This is a genomic window from Streptomyces sp. SCSIO 75703, assembly GCF_036607905.1.
In the GTDB taxonomy this organism is placed as follows: Bacteria; Actinomycetota; Actinomycetes; order Streptomycetales; family Streptomycetaceae; genus Streptomyces.
In genome coordinates, this window is record NZ_CP144555.1 from 2,455,361 (window position 1) to 2,470,953 (window position 15,593).

At 74.2% G+C, this 15,593-nt stretch carries 10 protein-coding genes; 2 read left to right on the top strand and 8 right to left on the bottom strand.

Features of this window, described 5'->3' with window-relative positions:
* Positions 1-286: 286 nt before the first annotated feature.
* Both typA and VM636_RS10590 read right to left on the bottom strand, forming a co-directional pair.
* Positions 287-2,203, bottom strand: a complete 1,917-nt coding sequence (typA, locus tag VM636_RS10585) for a translational GTPase TypA (protein ID WP_030419052.1) — start codon at positions 2,201-2,203, stop codon at positions 287-289.
* A gap of 144 nt (positions 2,204-2,347) precedes the next feature.
* On the bottom strand, positions 2,348-4,642 hold the full coding sequence (locus VM636_RS10590) for an ABC transporter family substrate-binding protein (protein WP_030419051.1): 2,295 nt from the start codon (positions 4,640-4,642) through the stop codon (positions 2,348-2,350).
* Between the two features lie 260 nt (positions 4,643-4,902).
* Between VM636_RS10590 and VM636_RS10595 the strand changes: the two genes are divergently transcribed.
* Positions 4,903-5,319 (top strand): hypothetical protein, encoded by a 417-nt coding sequence (locus VM636_RS10595; RefSeq protein ID WP_158786387.1) that lies wholly within the window; start codon positions 4,903-4,905, stop codon positions 5,317-5,319.
* A 309-nt stretch (positions 5,320-5,628) separates the two neighbouring features.
* Here VM636_RS10595 and VM636_RS10600 read toward each other — a convergent pair whose 3' ends face one another.
* The 6 genes from VM636_RS10600 to VM636_RS10625 all read right to left on the bottom strand — a co-directional run bounded on the left by VM636_RS10600 (position 5,629) and on the right by VM636_RS10625 (position 12,135).
* A complete protein-coding gene (locus VM636_RS10600) occupies positions 5,629-8,310 on the bottom strand; it encodes a SpoIIE family protein phosphatase (protein ID WP_107091417.1) in 2,682 nt (893 codons plus the stop codon).
* Positions 8,311-8,579: 269 nt separating this feature from the next.
* Positions 8,580-8,981, bottom strand: coding sequence for an ATP-binding protein (locus VM636_RS10605; protein ID WP_030419048.1), 402 nt, complete (start codon positions 8,979-8,981; stop codon positions 8,580-8,582).
* A 206-nt stretch (positions 8,982-9,187) separates the two neighbouring features.
* A complete protein-coding gene (locus tag VM636_RS10610) occupies positions 9,188-9,607 on the bottom strand; it encodes a (deoxy)nucleoside triphosphate pyrophosphohydrolase (RefSeq protein WP_030419047.1) in 420 nt (139 codons plus the stop codon).
* Between the two features lie 56 nt (positions 9,608-9,663).
* Positions 9,664-9,855 (bottom strand): SPOR domain-containing protein, encoded by a 192-nt coding sequence (locus tag VM636_RS10615; RefSeq protein WP_030419046.1) that lies wholly within the window; start codon positions 9,853-9,855, stop codon positions 9,664-9,666.
* A gap of 348 nt (positions 9,856-10,203) precedes the next feature.
* Positions 10,204-10,956, bottom strand: coding sequence for a GntR family transcriptional regulator (locus VM636_RS10620; protein WP_030419045.1), 753 nt, complete (start codon positions 10,954-10,956; stop codon positions 10,204-10,206).
* 147 nt (positions 10,957-11,103) lie between these two features.
* On the bottom strand, positions 11,104-12,135 hold the full coding sequence (locus VM636_RS10625; RefSeq protein WP_338484303.1) for a DUF4190 domain-containing protein: 1,032 nt from the start codon (positions 12,133-12,135) through the stop codon (positions 11,104-11,106).
* 703 nt (positions 12,136-12,838) lie between these two features.
* Between VM636_RS10625 and VM636_RS10630 the strand changes: the two genes are divergently transcribed.
* Positions 12,839-15,460: a SpoIIE family protein phosphatase gene (locus tag VM636_RS10630; RefSeq protein ID WP_078855781.1), complete on the top strand. Its 2,622-nt coding sequence runs from the start codon at positions 12,839-12,841 to the stop codon at positions 15,458-15,460.
* The last annotated feature ends 133 nt before the right edge of the window (positions 15,461-15,593 follow it).

Sequence of the window (15,593 nt, forward strand, 5' to 3'; positions counted from 1 at the left end):
ACACAGGGATCTCCCTACCGTTCTTATTTTGAGCAAAAATTGCAAAGATTGACACCTCTGCGCGCTTGACAGATAAGATCCCCATCCGGCAAATCGGTCATCTCGGCATATTCTCTTGTTCACATGTTCGAAACCTGATTGTCGGCTCACCGATATCCGAACGGCCTCGCGCACCCCCCGGACGCCCGCCGGCGACCCCCTCCGCCGGCTTTCGGGCACGCCGAGGGGCCCGCCTCCCCCGCATGATGACGGAGAAGCCGGGCCCGGTAAGGCTTCTGACGGAACGTCAGGCGTGCTTGGCGCGGCTGGCGGCGCGGGCGCGCTCGCGGGCGTCCAGGTTCACCTTGCGAATGCGAATGGACTCGGGGGTCACCTCGACGCACTCGTCGTCGCGGCAGAACTCCAGCGACTGCTCCAGCGACAGCTTGCGCGGCGGCACGATCGACTCGGTCACGTCGGCCGTCGACGACCGCATGTTCGTGAGCTTCTTCTCCTTGGTGATGTTGACGTCCATGTCGTCGGAGCGCGAGTTCTCGCCGACGATCATGCCCTCGTACACCTCGGTGCCGGGGTCGGTGAAGAGCACCCCGCGCTCCTGGAGATTCGTCATCGCGAACGCCGTGACGGCGCCCGCGCGGTCCGCGACGAGGGAGCCGTTGCTGCGCGTGCTGAGCGCCCCGAACCAGGGCTCGTGGCCCTCGTGGAGGGAGTGGGCGATGCCCGTGCCACGCGTCTGGGTCAGGAACTCGGTCCGGAATCCGATCAGGCCGCGGGAGGGCACGATGAACTCCAGGCGGACCCAGCCCGAGCCGTGGTTGGACATGTTGTCCATGCGGCCCTTGCGGACGCCCATGAGCTGCGTGACCGCGCCCATGTGCTCCTCCGGCACGTCGATGGTCAGGCGCTCGACCGGCTCGTGCGTCTTGCCGTCGACCTCCTTGGTGACCACCTGGGGCTTGCCGACGGTCAGCTCGAAGCCCTCCCGGCGCATCTGCTCGACCAGGATCGCGAGGGCCAGCTCGCCGCGTCCCTGCACCTCCCAGGCGTCCGGCCGGCCGGTCTCCAGCACGCGCAGCGACACGTTGCCGATCAGCTCGCGGTCGAGGCGGTCCTTGACCTGGCGGGCGGTGACCTTGCGGTCCTTGACGGCCGACTTGTTGTCGGCGCCCTTGCCGGTGGCGCCGCGGCCGACCAGCGGGGAGGTGTTGGTGCCGATGGTCATGGAGATCGCCGGCTCGTCCACCATGATCAGCGGCAGCGCGACCGGGTTCTCCACGTCGGCCAGGGTCTCGCCGATCATGATGTCCGGGATGCCGGCGACCGCGCAGATGTCACCGGGGCCGGCCTTCTCGGCGGGCTTGCGGGTGAGCGCCTCGGTCATCATCAGCTCGGAGATCCGCACATTCTGCACGGTCCCGTCGCGCTTCATCCAGGCGACGGTCTGGCCCTTCTTCAGCTCGCCCTGGTGCACGCGCAGCAGCGCGATGCGGCCGAGGAAGTTGTCGGCGTCCAGGTTGGTCACGTGGGCCTGGAGGGGGGCGCCCTCCTCGTAGACCGGGGCCGGGATGTGCGACAGGATCGTCGAGAAGAACGGCTCCAGGCTGTCCGAGTCGCCCGGCACGCTGCCGTCCTGCGGCTTGGTCAGCGAGGCGATGCCGTCCCGCCCGCAGGCGTAGACGATCGGGAACTCGATCTGCTCCTCGTCGGCGTCCAGGTCGAGGAAGAGGTCGTACGCCTCGTTGACCACCTCGTCGATGCGGGCGTCGGGCCGGTCCGTCTTGTTGATGCACAGGATGATCGGCAGCCGCGCCTGCAGCGCCTTGCGCAGCACGAAGCGGGTCTGGGGCAGCGGCCCCTCGGAGGAGTCGACGAGCAGGACCACGCCGTCGACCATCGACAGACCACGCTCGACCTCACCGCCGAAGTCGGCGTGGCCGGGGGTGTCGATGATGTTGATCGTGATGGGCTCCCCGCCGTCCTTCGGGTGGTACTTCACCGCGGTGTTCTTGGCGAGGATCGTGATGCCCTTCTCACGCTCCAGGTCGTTCGAGTCCATCATGCGGTCGTCCACGGTGTCGAGCTGGTGCGCGGCGAAGGCACCGGCCTGCTTGAGCATCCCGTCGACGATGGTGGTCTTGCCGTGATCGACGTGGGCGACGATGGCGACATTGCGGATGTTGTGACGCGTAACAGACACAGCCATATGAGGCGTACTCCCGGAGGGTGTGAGGACGGCCCTCGCGTACGTCCATGTCACGCGGGCCTGCCGGGCGGTGCACGCCACGGCCTCACCCAATGGTACGGGGCGCCGGGACGTGACTTTACGGGGCGGGGCGCCCGAAACCGCTCAGGAGGACGGCCGGGGCGACGCCTCGGCGCCCCGCGCGCCCTTCGCCAGGAAGCCCATGTCCTGGTGGACGGGGGTGGCGAGACCGAAGGCGCCGGCGTTGACGAGACCGGTGCGGGCGGCCACGAGCTGGGGGCGCTGGTAGAGCGGGATGGAGGCCGCCGCCGCCCAGATCCGCTGGTCCGCCTTGCGCAGCAGCGCGTCCGCCTCCTTCTCGTCCAGCGTCGTCATGGCCTGGTCGAAGAGCTGGTCGACCTGGTCGGTGCCGACCCGGGTGTAGTTCTGCGCGACGTTCAGGGAGCCGTCGGCGGCGGGGACGGGCTTGGCGTAGATCGGGCGGGCGTCGGTGGCGGGGAAGGCGGAGGCGGGCCAGGAGTAGAGCGCGAGGTCGTACTCGCCGGAGGCGATGTGGTCCTTGAAGTAGCTCTCGTCCGGGACCTTGGAGATCTCGGTGCCGACGCCGATCCGCTTCAGCATCGCCGAGATCCGGTCGGCGACCGTGCGCAGCGCCTCGGAGCCGGGGCCGGAGGGGAGCACGAAGCGCAGCGTGAGGGCCTTGCCGTCCTTGGCGAGCGGGGCCGAGGCGGCGCCGGCCGGGGCCGCGGTGCCCTTGGGGGCGTAGGCGCCGGGCACGCCGCCCTGCGCGGTGTTCTGCCCGCCGTCCCGGTCCTCGTGCCGGCCCTCGTGGTGCTCGTCGGCGCGCTTGCCGTCGTCGCCGGCGGAGCCGCCGTCCCGCCCGTTCCCCTCCTCGGCCGTCCCGCCGTCCCGGCCGTTCTTCCGGTCGTCCTGGCCGACGATGTACGTGCCGTCGTCGTCCTCGCCGGACGGGGCGTCCTTGCCGTCCTTCGTGCCGTCCTCGGCGCCGGCCGCCTTCTCGCCCTTCTTCTCCGGCTCCACCGGACCGCCGGGCACCCAGCCGGCGTCCGCGAGGAGCGCGCGGGCCTCCTTGGTGTCGGGCTTGCCGAGCGCGTCGCTGCCGTCGGCGTAGGCGGACTGCCCGGCGAGCGCGAGGTGGCTGCCCACCGGCTTCGCGGGCAGGCCCAGCGGCTTGAGCACCGCCTCGGCCAGCGCGGTGCGGTCCAGGGCGCGGGCCACGGCGCGGCGCACGCGCTCGTCGGCGAGGGGGCCGTCGGCGCCGTTCAGGGCGAGCTGGGTGTAGGCGGGCTCCAGCGACTTGCGGACCTCGAAGCCGCGCAGCGCCCGCTGCCGGGTCTCCTGCGCGGCGAGCGCCTCGCGCCGCTTCTCGCGGGCCTCCCCCTCCTCCTCGGCGGCCTCCTCGTCGGACCCGTGGGCGACGGCCCAGGAGCGCAGCGCCTCGGCGGCCGAGACGCCCGGCGCCCCCGCGAGCGGCGACGCGCCGGGCGCCGGTGTGCCGTCCGGGCCCATCAGCGGCGTCCCGGTGCCCGCGTCGCGCGGACCGGCGGCCACGGAGACCTGCCGCGCGGCGTCCGGGTCGATCTCGGCCAGGTCGATGGTGTCCTCGGCGAGCGCGGTGACCCGGTCCTCGCGCGGCACGGCGCGCAGCACGATCTCGTCCAGCCGGGGCTGGGCACCCCACCAGCGCGGATTGCGGCCGAGGACGACCTCCTCGCCCTGGACGTCGACCTTCTTGAGGGAGAACGGCCCCGCGGTCACCTTGAGCTTGCGCCGCGCGCCGTCGTTGAAGGAGTCCGGGGTGCCCATGACCTCCTTCGGGTACAGCGGGGTGAACAGCGACTTCCAGTCGGCGTAGGGCCGGCTGAAGGTGACCTTGACCTCCAGGTCGTGGGCGCCGCGCTCGATCTTCTCGATGCGGTCGTAGCCCGCGTTGCGGGCGGTCCAGTAGGCGCTGTCCTTGCCGGACAGGGCCCGCCACTGGGCGGCGAAGTCGGCGGCGCCGATCTCCCGGCCGTCGCTCCAGACGGCCTGCTGGTTGAGCTTGTAGAGCACGACCTGCTGGGGCTCGGTCTCGACGATCTTGGCCGATTCCAGGTAGTCGGCGTCGCGGACGGGGCGGCCCGCCTCGTCCATGCGGTACATCGAGGGCAGCACGGCCTCGGCGACCCGCGTGGTGGTCGCGTCGGCGTCCGCCTGGAAGGCGTTGAGGGTCTCCGGCACGGAGTCGACGGCCCAGCGCAGGGTGCCGCCGTCGGCGATCCGGGAGCGGGCCGCGGGGGCGATGTCCTGCCCGGCGAGGGGCTTGCCCGCGCGGTCGTCGGAGCTGCATCCGGCCAGCGCGGGGACCGCGAGCACACCCGCGGTGAGAAAGGCGACCGAGCGGGTGAGCGCGCGTGGTCCGACGCCGACGTGGGACATCTGTGCTACCTCCGGTGGGCCGCGTGGGTCGCGATCACCCTGCTGTGATCACATTTGGCGGTATATGGAGTTGATCATTTGTATCCGTACGGCTCTGCGGGCCACTGAAGAGGAAAGGCTTCGGCAACCCGGGGAGACACGGCGAGGGAGCGCGGCAACCCCACTCGTGCGGCCCAACGCGCCCCGGCGCGCACCGGCGGGTGTCCCGGCCGGCCGTCCGCCCGGTCGCGGCGGCGCGGGGCCGCTCGTACGCTCCCGGTGTGACGCCCCTCCCCGTCCGGAACCGGCCACGGCGTGCCACGGCGCACCGCTCCGTGCGGGTCGCACACGCCCTGCTGGGCGGCGCGGCGGGGGTGATGTGGCTGGTGCTGCCGCTCACGGCGGCGCGGGGCGGCCCGCCGGCCGTGCCCGCCGGCCCCGCCGGGACGGCGGCGAGCACCCCGGCGCGGGACCGCGCCGGGGGCGGGGCGCCGAGCGCCGACCTGGTGCTGCCGCTGGTCACCGCGGGCACGGTCTGCGTGCTCGCCGGGTACGGGCGAGTGCGCCGCCTGCGGCGCGCGCGGACCCGGACGACGCCGGGCGCCACGCCCACCGGCGCCTGCGACGACCTCCCCGGCTACGCCGGCCCGCCGGCGGCGGGCCCTCCGGCACCGTCCCGGGCTGGGACGGGCGGCTGAGCGGGGGCCCGGGGCGGGGTGGTACCGCCGGGGCCTGGCGGGTGCCGGGCCGAGCGGACGCCGAGGCCGAGCGGGGGTGCGCCGGGCTCGGCGGCTCTGCGCCTTTCGGGCCCTCGCGGGCGCCGTCGGGCGCTACGGGGCTCGGGTGCCGTCGCACGCTACGCGGGCTCGGGCGCCGTCGGGCGCTACGCGGGGGCTCGGGCGCCGTGTCCCGGGCGCCGCGGGCCGCCGCAGGCTGCCGCGGGCCGCCTCGGATGGCGTCTCGGGCTGCTCGCGGGTGCCGCGGGTGCCCCGGGTGCCGCGGGCCGCTCAGAACAGGCCCAGCAGGGCCTCCGCGGGGTCGGTCAGCGGCGTGTCGTCGCCCGGCAGGGGCAGCTCGAACCAGACCGTCTTGCCGCGCGGGGTGCGGCGCGAGCCCCAGGCCGCGCTGAGCAGTCCGACCAGTTGCAGCCCCCGGCCGCCCTCGTCGGTGTCGCGGGCCCGGCGCCGGCGCGGCTGGACCAGTCCGGAGTCCCACACCTCGCAGACCAGTGTGCGGTCGAGCAGCAGGCGGAGCCTGATCTCGCCCTCCCCGTACCGCAGGGCGTTGGTGACCAGTTCGCTGACGAGCAGTTCGGTGGTGTCGGTCAGCGGTTCCAGGCCCCAGCCCCGCAACTGGGCGCGGGTGTACTCGCGGGCCCGGCCCACGCTGCGCGGCTCGCGCGGCAGGGTCCAGTCGCCGACGGACTCGGCGGGCAGTCCCTGGACGCGGGCCAGCAGCAGGGCGATGTCGTCCTCGCCGTGGTGGGTGTCGAGCGTGCCGAGGATCTGGTCGCAGACGTCCTCCAGCGGCCGGGCCGGGTCGGTGAGCGCGCCCACGAACGCCTGGAGCCCTTCGTCCAGGGGATGGTCGCGGCTCTCGACCAGCCCGTCGGTGTAGAGCGCGAGCAGGGCGCCCTCGGGCAGTTCGACCTCCACCTCCTCGAACGGCTCCCCGCCCACGCCGAGCGGCAGGCCCGGCGGCACGTCCAGCATCAGCGCGGACTCGCCGGGCTCGACCAGGACGGGCGGCAGGTGGCCCGCGTTGGCGAAGGTGCAGCGCCGGGTCACCGCGTCGTAGACGGCGTAGACGCAGGTCGCCAGGTACACCTCGGACAGGTCGGCCTCGCGGGGGCGGCGGGCGGCACGGGTGGCCTGCTGGACGCCGCCGGGGGCGCCGAGGCCGCGGGCGATCTCGTCGAGCTGGGAGAGCACCTCGGCCGGTTCGAGGTCGAGCTGGGCCAGGGTGCGTACGGCGGTGCGCAGTTCGCCCATGGCGACGGCGGCGCGCAGTCCGCGGCCCATGACGTCGCCGACGACCAGCGCGGTGCGGTGGCCGGGCAGTTCGATCACGTCGAACCAGTCGCCGCCGACCTCGCTGGGCCGGCCGGTGGCCGCGTTCCCCGGCAGGTAGCGGCAGGCGATGTCGAGGCCGGACGCCTCCGGGTCGCCGGGCGGCAGCAGGGACCGTTGCAGTATCAACGCCCGTTCGTGCTCGCGGCGGTAGAGGCGGGCGTTGTCGATGCAGACCGCGGCGCGCGTGGCCAGTTCCACGGCGAGGTCGCGGTCCCGGTCGCCGAACGGTTCGCTGCCCTTGGCCCGCGCGAACTGGGCGAGCCCGACCACGGTGTCGTTCGCGACCATCGGCACGGCGAGGGTGGACTGCACGAGCCCGCCCTCCTCCGCGGGGACGCTGCGCGGACGGGCCGTGCGCAGGGCGTCGGCGCAGGGCGAGTTGAACGGGTAGTGGTGCCGGGCGCCGAGCTGGACCCGTTCGCCGGTGCCGTCGAAGGGCGCCGCCGACACGGCGCTGGAGAAGGCGACGCGGCGCAGTTCGGCGCTGCCGTCGGCGAGGCCGGGCGGGGTCTCGTCGCCGGCCAGCAGGCCCTGGTAGAGGTCGACGGTGGCCAGGTCGCAGAAGCCGGGGACGACGACGTCGAGGAGTTGGCGGGCCGTGGTCTCCAGGTCGAGGGAGTTGCCGATGCGGGCGCCGGCCTCGTTGAGGAGGGCCAGATTGCGCCGGGCGGCGGCGGCCTCGCGGGCGGCGGCACGACGCGCGGTGATGTCGGTGCCGAGCCAGGCCACGCCGATGGGCCGGCCGGAACCGCTGTGCACCCGGTAGAGGTTGACCGACCAGTGGCGGCGTTCCTCCGATTCCGGCACGAAGCCGGTGACGTGCATGTCGGTGATGGAGTCACCGGTCTCCAGCACCCGGCGCAGGGTGGCGGAGACCCGGTCGGCCTCGGCGCGCGACAGGTAGTCGTGGACGCCCCGGCCCCGGTGCTCGTCGGGCGTGCCGCCGAAGATGGAGGCGAACCGCCGGTTGGCCCGGCGCACCCGCAGGTCGGTGTCGATCAGCAGGAAGCCGAACGGAGACTGGCCGAATATCGCCTGTGAGGCGGCGAGGTCGGTCTCGATGCTGCGCAGGGTGCGGACGTCGACGACGATGCAGACGGCGGCCCTCTCGCCGGACTCCGTCCGTGTCGGCATGACGTACACCTCGGCCAGTCCGTGCCGGTCCCGGTGTCCGTCGCGCCCGGCGGCGCCGGGACCCCGGGGGACCCGGAAGGGGACGACGCCGGTCCACTCCCGGCCGTCGAGGATCTCGGCCATCTTGCGCTGGCCCCGGTCGTGCAGGTCCGGGTCGATGAACGCCTCGACGGGGTCCATGCCGACGGCGGTCCGGGCGGGGATGCCGAGGAGCTGTTCGGCGCGCAGGCTCCACTGGTCGACGAGGCCGTCGGGGCCGATGGAGAAGGACGCGACCTTGACGTAGTCGTAGATCGAGCCGGGCGGACTGCTCTGCCACACGGCGTCGCCTGGCGGCGTGTCACCGGGGGCGGTGTGCGCCATGGCGCCGCCCACGGCTCCGGCCTGCGCGCCGTTCGCCGGGCCCTCGGGCCCCGTGGCCCTCGCTGGTATCTCGCTCACGCGATCCGTCCCCTCCAGCTCACCGCGTCCGGCACCGGTCACCGGGGGCGGCTGCCCGCAGTATCCAGCACTACGGCGCCGCGCGACACGGTGTTCACGATCACAGCACGGTCCCGATGGTTTTCGGTCCGGACCGTGACAACACTTCCACTCTTCTAACCAGCGGACACGTCATCGAATCACGCTCGCGGCCCCCCGTCGTCGGCCGGATCCGGCCGGGCGCCGGAGGGCGGGCGGGCACGGGCGCGCGCCGGGTCCCGTGCGACGGGCTCCGGAGGACCCGGGCGGTGGCTACCGGCCGGTCGCCCCGTTCAGCGCGGTACGGCCAGTTCGAACCAGACCGTCTTCCCGCCCGCCGCGGGCCGGATGCCCCAGCGGCGGGCGGTGGAGGCGACCAGGTGCAGGCCCCGGCCCCCCTCGTCCTCGGGGTGGGCCCGGCGCTCGTGCGGGAGTTCGGGCAGCGGGTCGGAGACCTCGACGAGGACGACGTCGACCGGGCCCGCGGGCCGGCGCAGCAGGCGGACGCCGATGGGTGCGGTGGCGTACCGCAGGGCGTTGGTGACGAGTTCGCTGACGAGGAGGGCGGCGACGTCGTCGGCGCTGTCGAGTCCCCAGCCGCGCAGCCGTTCGCGGACGGCGGAACGGGCGGCCCGCGCGCTGTCCGGCCGTGCGGGGAAGACCCACTCGGCACAGTCGTCCTGGGTGTCGCTCACGCCCCATCACATCCCCGGCCGGCCCGCCGTCCCCTTTCGGGCGGTTAAGGGGCACATACCCGATATCGACGCCGGTTACCGCCGCGGGGGCGGGCCGGTACAAGCGCCGGGGCGGAACCGGGGCCGGAGGCGCGGCGGACCTCCGCTTTCGCCGCCGGGGCGGCCCGAAGCGCGCCCGGGTGCGAGGGCGCGCGGGGCCCCGGGGGTCACGCGCCGGGCGCGTGCGGGGTCAGGCCCAGGTGGTCGAGGGCCTGTTGGACGGCGGGGACGTCCTGGTCGAGCCAGGACACGTCCCAGACCTCCTCGGGGGCGAGCCAGCGCAGGGCGTCGTGGTCCTCCAGGGCCGTGGGCGCCGGGGAGCCGGGGCCGAGCCGGGCGGTCCACACCCACAGCACGTACGGCGACCGCAGCGGCCACTGCCCCGGGACCCGTTCGCCGGCCTCGGCGGTGACGCCGAGTTCCTCGCGCAGCTCACGGACCAGGGCGGCCTCGGGGGTCTCCCCGGGCTCGACCTTGCCCCCGGGCAGTTCCCAGCGGCCGGCCAGCTCCGGGGGCGCGCTGCGGCGCGCGGCCAGCAGGCGCCCGTCGTCCACGAGGGCTGCGCCCACCACGATCCGTTGCGTCATGCGCCGGAGCATAGGACGTCCGGGCGGACCGCCGCCCCGCAGCCGCCGGGCGACGGTCAGTCGGCCCCGGCGGGGCCGCCCGCCCCGAGCTTCTCGACCCAGTAGAGGCGTTGGCCGCCGCGGCCGTCGAGGGTGTCCGCGATCTTCTGCGCCTCGGCGCGGGTCGCGTACCGGCCGACCCGGTAGCGATTGCCGTTGTCGTCCTGCCGGAAGACCAGCCAGGGAAGAGTGACCGTGCCGTCGTTCATCGCGCCCCTCCGCTTGCCGTCCACGGCGCGCGCCGTGCCCCGCCCGATAAGGAAACCGCAATCCGCATATGCCCGAGCCTACGCCCAACCTTTACGCAGCGAATACGGCTTTTCACAAGGAGGTACGCAACCAGCCAGCGCGCGGGGGGCGCACGAAACGGCGAGCGCCGTGCCCGCACACGGGCACATCCGGTCACAGGTGTCCCGGACGACACCCGGCGGACCTGCGAGAAAGGCCGGAACCCCGCCCCCGGCCCACGGTGGTGCGGGCCGGGGCGGCGGGGCCGGGAGCGGGGAGGGGCCAAGGAGGCGTACGCCCGGCGTGCGCCTTCTCACACCGGTGCGGCGCTACTTGACAGGAAGGTGGTACGCCACCCGGTAGCGGTCGGCCGGGATGACGACGTCGGCGGTCTCGACCGCGCGGCCCGAGGCGTAGAAGGTGCGCTGGATGACGAGGACCACGTGGCCCGGGACGCCGCCCAGGACGTGCAGTTCCTCGGCGAGGCCGGGGCGGGCACCGACCTCCTCGGTGACGTTGTCCACGACCACGTCGAGGGCGGCCATGCGCTCGACCACGCCCATGCCGCCGAGCGGCCCCTCCTCGGGGAGCATCACGGGCGTACGGCCGGTGAGGTCCAGGGGCTCCCAGGAGGTGGAGAGCATCATCGGCTCCCCGGCCTCCCGGAAGAGGTACCGCGTGCGCATCACACGGTCGCCCGGCTTGACCCCGAGGCGTTCGGCGACGGAGCCGTTCGCCAGGGTCTGCTCGCTGCCCGACTCCCACGTGCCGCGCGCCTCGACGTCGGCCTGCTCCTGCCGGAAGGGCGTGGCCCCGCCGGCCGGCCGGTACCCGGAGCGGGCCACCCGGCGGGGCACCGGACGCTCGCGCACGTACGTGCCCGAACCGGAGCGGCCCTCCACGAGCCCCTCCGCCATGAGCACCTTGCGCGCCTCCAGGGCGACGGTGTCCGAGACGCCGTACTCCTCGCGGATCCTGGCTTGCGACGGGAGCCGGGTGTGGGGCGGCAGCAGGCCGTCGACGATCTTCTTGCGGAGATCACCCGCGACGCGCAGGTACGCCGGCTGCTCACCGAATGTCACTGGCCGCTCCCATCAGGTTGTACAGACAGCAACAGCGTCGCAACCGTAGGTTGTGCCGGGCAAGCAAAGGCCAGAGAATCACTCGATGTGATGATGTAGCCCGTCGGGACGCTTTACCCAGGCACTTTCTCCCCACTGTGGCGGCCGTCACACCTCCATGTCGGCCCCGTACGACCCGTCGTCCTCCTCCACGTCGTAGTCGTCGTACTCCGGAGGCGTGTCAGCCAGCCCCAGAGCCTTGCGCGGGGTGACCTGCTTCTCGTCGTCCATGAGCACGTACGCCTCGTCCATGTGCTCGTCGAAGGTGTCCGGGTCGGTGGCGGACGCGGCCCGCTCCCACTCCTCGCGGGCGGAGTCCAGGGCGTCGGCCAGCCCGGCGACCGGACGGGCCGCCTCCCCGGGCCAGGTGTGCTCGCGCAGCATGCGGCTCTGCTCGGCGAGAGCGTCGGCCACGCCGCCCGCCCACTCCCGGTATCCGGGCAGGTCGTCGCCGCTCTCCGCGGCCTCCGGCATCTCCTCCAGCGCCGTGTCCACCAGCGCGGCGGCCCTCAGGTACACGAGCTGGTCCTCGTCGAGGGTGGTCTCGTCGGCGCGCACCGAACCGGTGAGGGTGCCGCCCTGCTCCACGCTGCCGAACACGCAGGTGACCTCCCGGTCGCCCATGAGCCAGCTCGCCCGGGTCGGCGTCAGGTAGTACACGTCGACGTCCTCGGGCACGGCCCAGGTGTCCATGGCGTAGCCGGTGCTCTCCGCGTAGCAGCGCTCGTCGGCCACGTCCGTGATCGCGTCGTCGCCGGGGTAGGAGCCGCCCGGCATGTCGAAGGCGGCGAACACCTCCCCCTCGTGCCGCTCGTCGCAGGGCACCTCGTCGACCTCGTAGGTGAAGCCCTCCAGGCTGCCCTCGGGGGTGGTGAAGCACTGGCCCACGGAGAGCGCGAAGGCCGTGCCCTCGCCCCGCGCGCCCTCCCGGAAGCCCTCCCAGAAGTCCCCCGCCGCGCCCGTGGCCAGCCCCAGCGTCCACAGCGCCAGCCCGACGCCCGACAGCACCGCGCCGGCCACCGCGAAGCCCTTGCCGCGCTCGCCCCTGCGCTTGATCTGGACTAGGGCGACGATCCCCAGCACCAGCCCGACCGCCGGCAGGAAGCAGAGCAGCCCGAGGACGAGGGCGGCGATGGCCACGCCGTTGACCGGAGGCCGCGCGAAGGGCGCCCCGTACGGATGGCCCCAGGCCGCGTGGGGCGGGGGGCCGTACGGCCCCTGGGGGTGGACGCCGTGGGGCGCGGGCCCCTGCGGCCCCTGGGGGTACGACCCGTGCGGTGGGGGTCCCTGGGGTCCGGGGGGCGGTGGTATGGACACGTGGACCGTGCTCCTGGTTCGGGCGGAGCGCGCGAGCGCCGCGAGAGGTGGCGCACCACGCGAGCGCGGCCCGCCGGACGACCAGGGCATGGTAAGCGCGCACCGGGCGGGGACGGCACGCGGCCCCTGCGGAGGCCCGCACTCCGCTCCGTGGCCGGTGGAGCGGGCCCCGGCCGTCCGTCCGCGGGCCGCAACGGCGGCGGGGGCCCGGCCGGACCGGCCGCCCGCCGGCGCGGGCCGGGACGACGGCCGTCCACAGCGCCACCGGACCGGCCCAGAGGGCACCCGGTCCTTTTCGGAGCGGGGTTCCCACCGGCTTTCCACCGCGATACCGCCCCGGTGACGGCACGCACGGGAAGGAACCGCCTTTTCCTCGCTTCTCCTCACATGCCGGACGGGATTCCCGACGCAGAATGGAGGGGTGATCGCACAATCCGGTGGGCGAACACCTCCCCCGTGGCGGGCGAGGTCCCTGCTCCGGGTGCGCACGGTCGCCGGTCAGGTCTTCCTGCTCCAGGTCGTCATCATGGTGCTGGTCATCGCCGTCGCCGTGACGGCCCTGGTCCTCCAGGCCCGGCAGGACAGCACCAACGACGCCCGGGCCCGCTCCCTCGACGTCGCCGAGACGCTGGCCGCCTCCCCCGCCATGGCCCGGACCATCACGGGCCCCGACCCCAGCGCGGTCCTGCAGCCCCTCGCCGAGAAGATCCGCCACCAGACCGGCGTCGACCTCGTGGTCGTCTACTCCCGCTCCGGCATCCGCTTCACCCACCCCGACCCGTCCCAGATCGGCAAGCCCGTCCTCGGCCCCACGGCCCCGCCGGACCATCCGCTGACCCGGACCATCCAGACCACGAACGGCCTCTCCGTCGTCTCCTACACCGCCGTCACCCGGACCGGCGGCGGCCCCGCCGTCGGCACGGTCGCGGTCGCCATCACCGTCCACAAGGTCGAGGGCATGGCCGCCCGCCAGCTTCCCGTCCTCCTCGGGGCCGCGGGCGGCGCGCTCGCCCTCTCGGCGGCCGGCACGGCCCTGGTCAGCCGCCGGGTGCTGCGCCAGACCCACGGTCTCGGGCCGGTCGAGATGACCCGGATGTACGACCACCACGACGCGGTGCTGCACGCGGTCCGGGAGGGCGTGCTCATCGTCGGCGAGGACGGACGGCTGCTCCTCGTCAACGACGAGGCGCGGCGGCTGCTGAACCTGCCCGCGGACGCCGAGGGCCGCCGGGTGACCGGGCTGGGCCTCGAACCGGAGGTCTCCGCGCTGATCGCCTCCGACCGGCCGGCCAGCGACGAGGTCCGCCTGACCGGGGACCGTCTGCTCGCCTTCAACAAGCGGCCCACCGCCCCCTACGGGGGACATGCCGGGTCCGTCGTCACGCTCCGGGACACCACGGAGCTGCGGTCGCTGACCGGCCGCGCCGAGGTCGCCCGCGAACGGCTGCGGCTCCTCTACGACGCCGGTGTCGGCATCGGCACCACCCTCGACGTCTCGCGCACCGCCCGCGAGCTGGCCCGGATCGCGGTCCCCCGGTTCGCCGACATCGTCACCGTCGAACTCGCGGAGGAGGTGCTGCGCGGCGAGGAGCCCACCGCGGCCCGGCCCGCCCTGCGCCGCGTCGCCGTGAACGGCGTCGAAGGGGAGCCGGCCTCGCTGGGCGAGCTGATCCGGTTCGAGGACGGCACGCCGCAGGCCCGGTGCCTGGAGAGCGGCCGGGGCGTGCTCCAGGCGGACGTACGCGCCGACCCTCACTGGCCCCCGCACGACCCCAAACGTGCCGAGCGCGTCGAGGCCCACGGCATCCACTCGCTGATCTCGGTACCGCTGCGCGCCCGGGGCACGGTCCTCGGCGTCGTGGACTTCTGGCGTTCGCGGCGGGCGGAGCCGTTCGGCGAGGACGACGTGCCGTTCGCGGAGGAGCTGGCCACCCGGGCCGCCGTCGCCCTGGACAACGCCCGCCGCTTCACCCGCGAGCACACCATGGCGGTCGCCCTCCAGCGCAGCCTGCTCCCCCGCGAACTGCCCGAGTCGAGCGCCCTGGAGACCGCCTACCGCTACCTCCCGGCCCGCGCGGGCGTCGGCGGCGACTGGTTCGACGTCATCGGACTCTCCGGAGCACGCGTCGCGCTGGTCGTCGGGGACGTCGTCGGCCACGGCCTGCACGCGGCGGCCACCATGGGCCGGCTGCGCACCGCCGTCCACAACTTCTCCACCCTGGACCTCTCCCCCGAGGAACTGCTCGCCCGGCTGGACGACCTGGTGATCCGCATCGACCGGGAGCGCACCGCCCGGGGCGACGACGAGGGCGTCATCGGCGCGACCTGTCTCTACATCGTCTACGACCCCGCCACCGGCGTCTGCTCCATGGCCCGCGCCGGCCACCCGCCGCCGGCCCTGGTCCGCCCGGACGGCGCCGTCGACTTCCCCGACCTGCCGGCCGGGCCGCCGCTGGGCCTGGGCGGGCTGCCGTTCGAGGCCGCCGAGGTGCGGCTGCCCGAGGGGAGCCGGCTGGTCCTCTACACCGACGGTCTGGTCGAGAACCGCGAACGGGACATCGACGTCGGCCTCGACGTCCTGCGCGGCGCCCTGTCCCGGCCCGGCCGCACGCCCGAGGAGACCTGCCGGGACGTGCTGGACGCCCTGCCACCGGAGAACGCCGACGACGACGTGGCGCTCCTGGTCGCGCGCACCCGCGTCCTCGCCCCCGGGCAGGTCGCCGGCTGGGAGGTGCCGCGCGACACCGCCGCCGTCTCCCGGGTCCGCGCCGACGTGAGCCGGCAACTCGACGAGTGGGACCTGGCGGAGACCGGTTTCACCACCGAGCTGATCCTCAGCGAACTGGTCACCAACGCCATCCGCCACGGCAGCGCCCCGATCCACGTCCGGCTGCTGCGCGACCGCAACCTGATCTGCGAGGTCGCCGACGGCAGCAGCACCGCCCCCCACCTGCGGTACGCGGCGACCACCGACGAGGGCGGACGCGGACTGTTCCTGGTCGCCCGGTACGCCGCACGCTGGGGCACCCGCTACACGCCGGACGGCAAGGTCATCTGGACGGAACAGACCCTCGACGGCCACGGCCCCGCCTCCGGGGGCGACGACACCGAGGCGCTGCTGGACCAGTGGAGCGACGCGGACTGGTGAGGCGGCGGCGGGGCAGCGGGCTGGTCGGTGGGGGCGGGACCGGGGCGGCCGGTGGGCAGGTGCCGGGACAGGGCGGCCTCGCGCGGGCCGGGAACACGCCGAGGGCACTTTACGGAGCGCCCCCGGGCCAGGG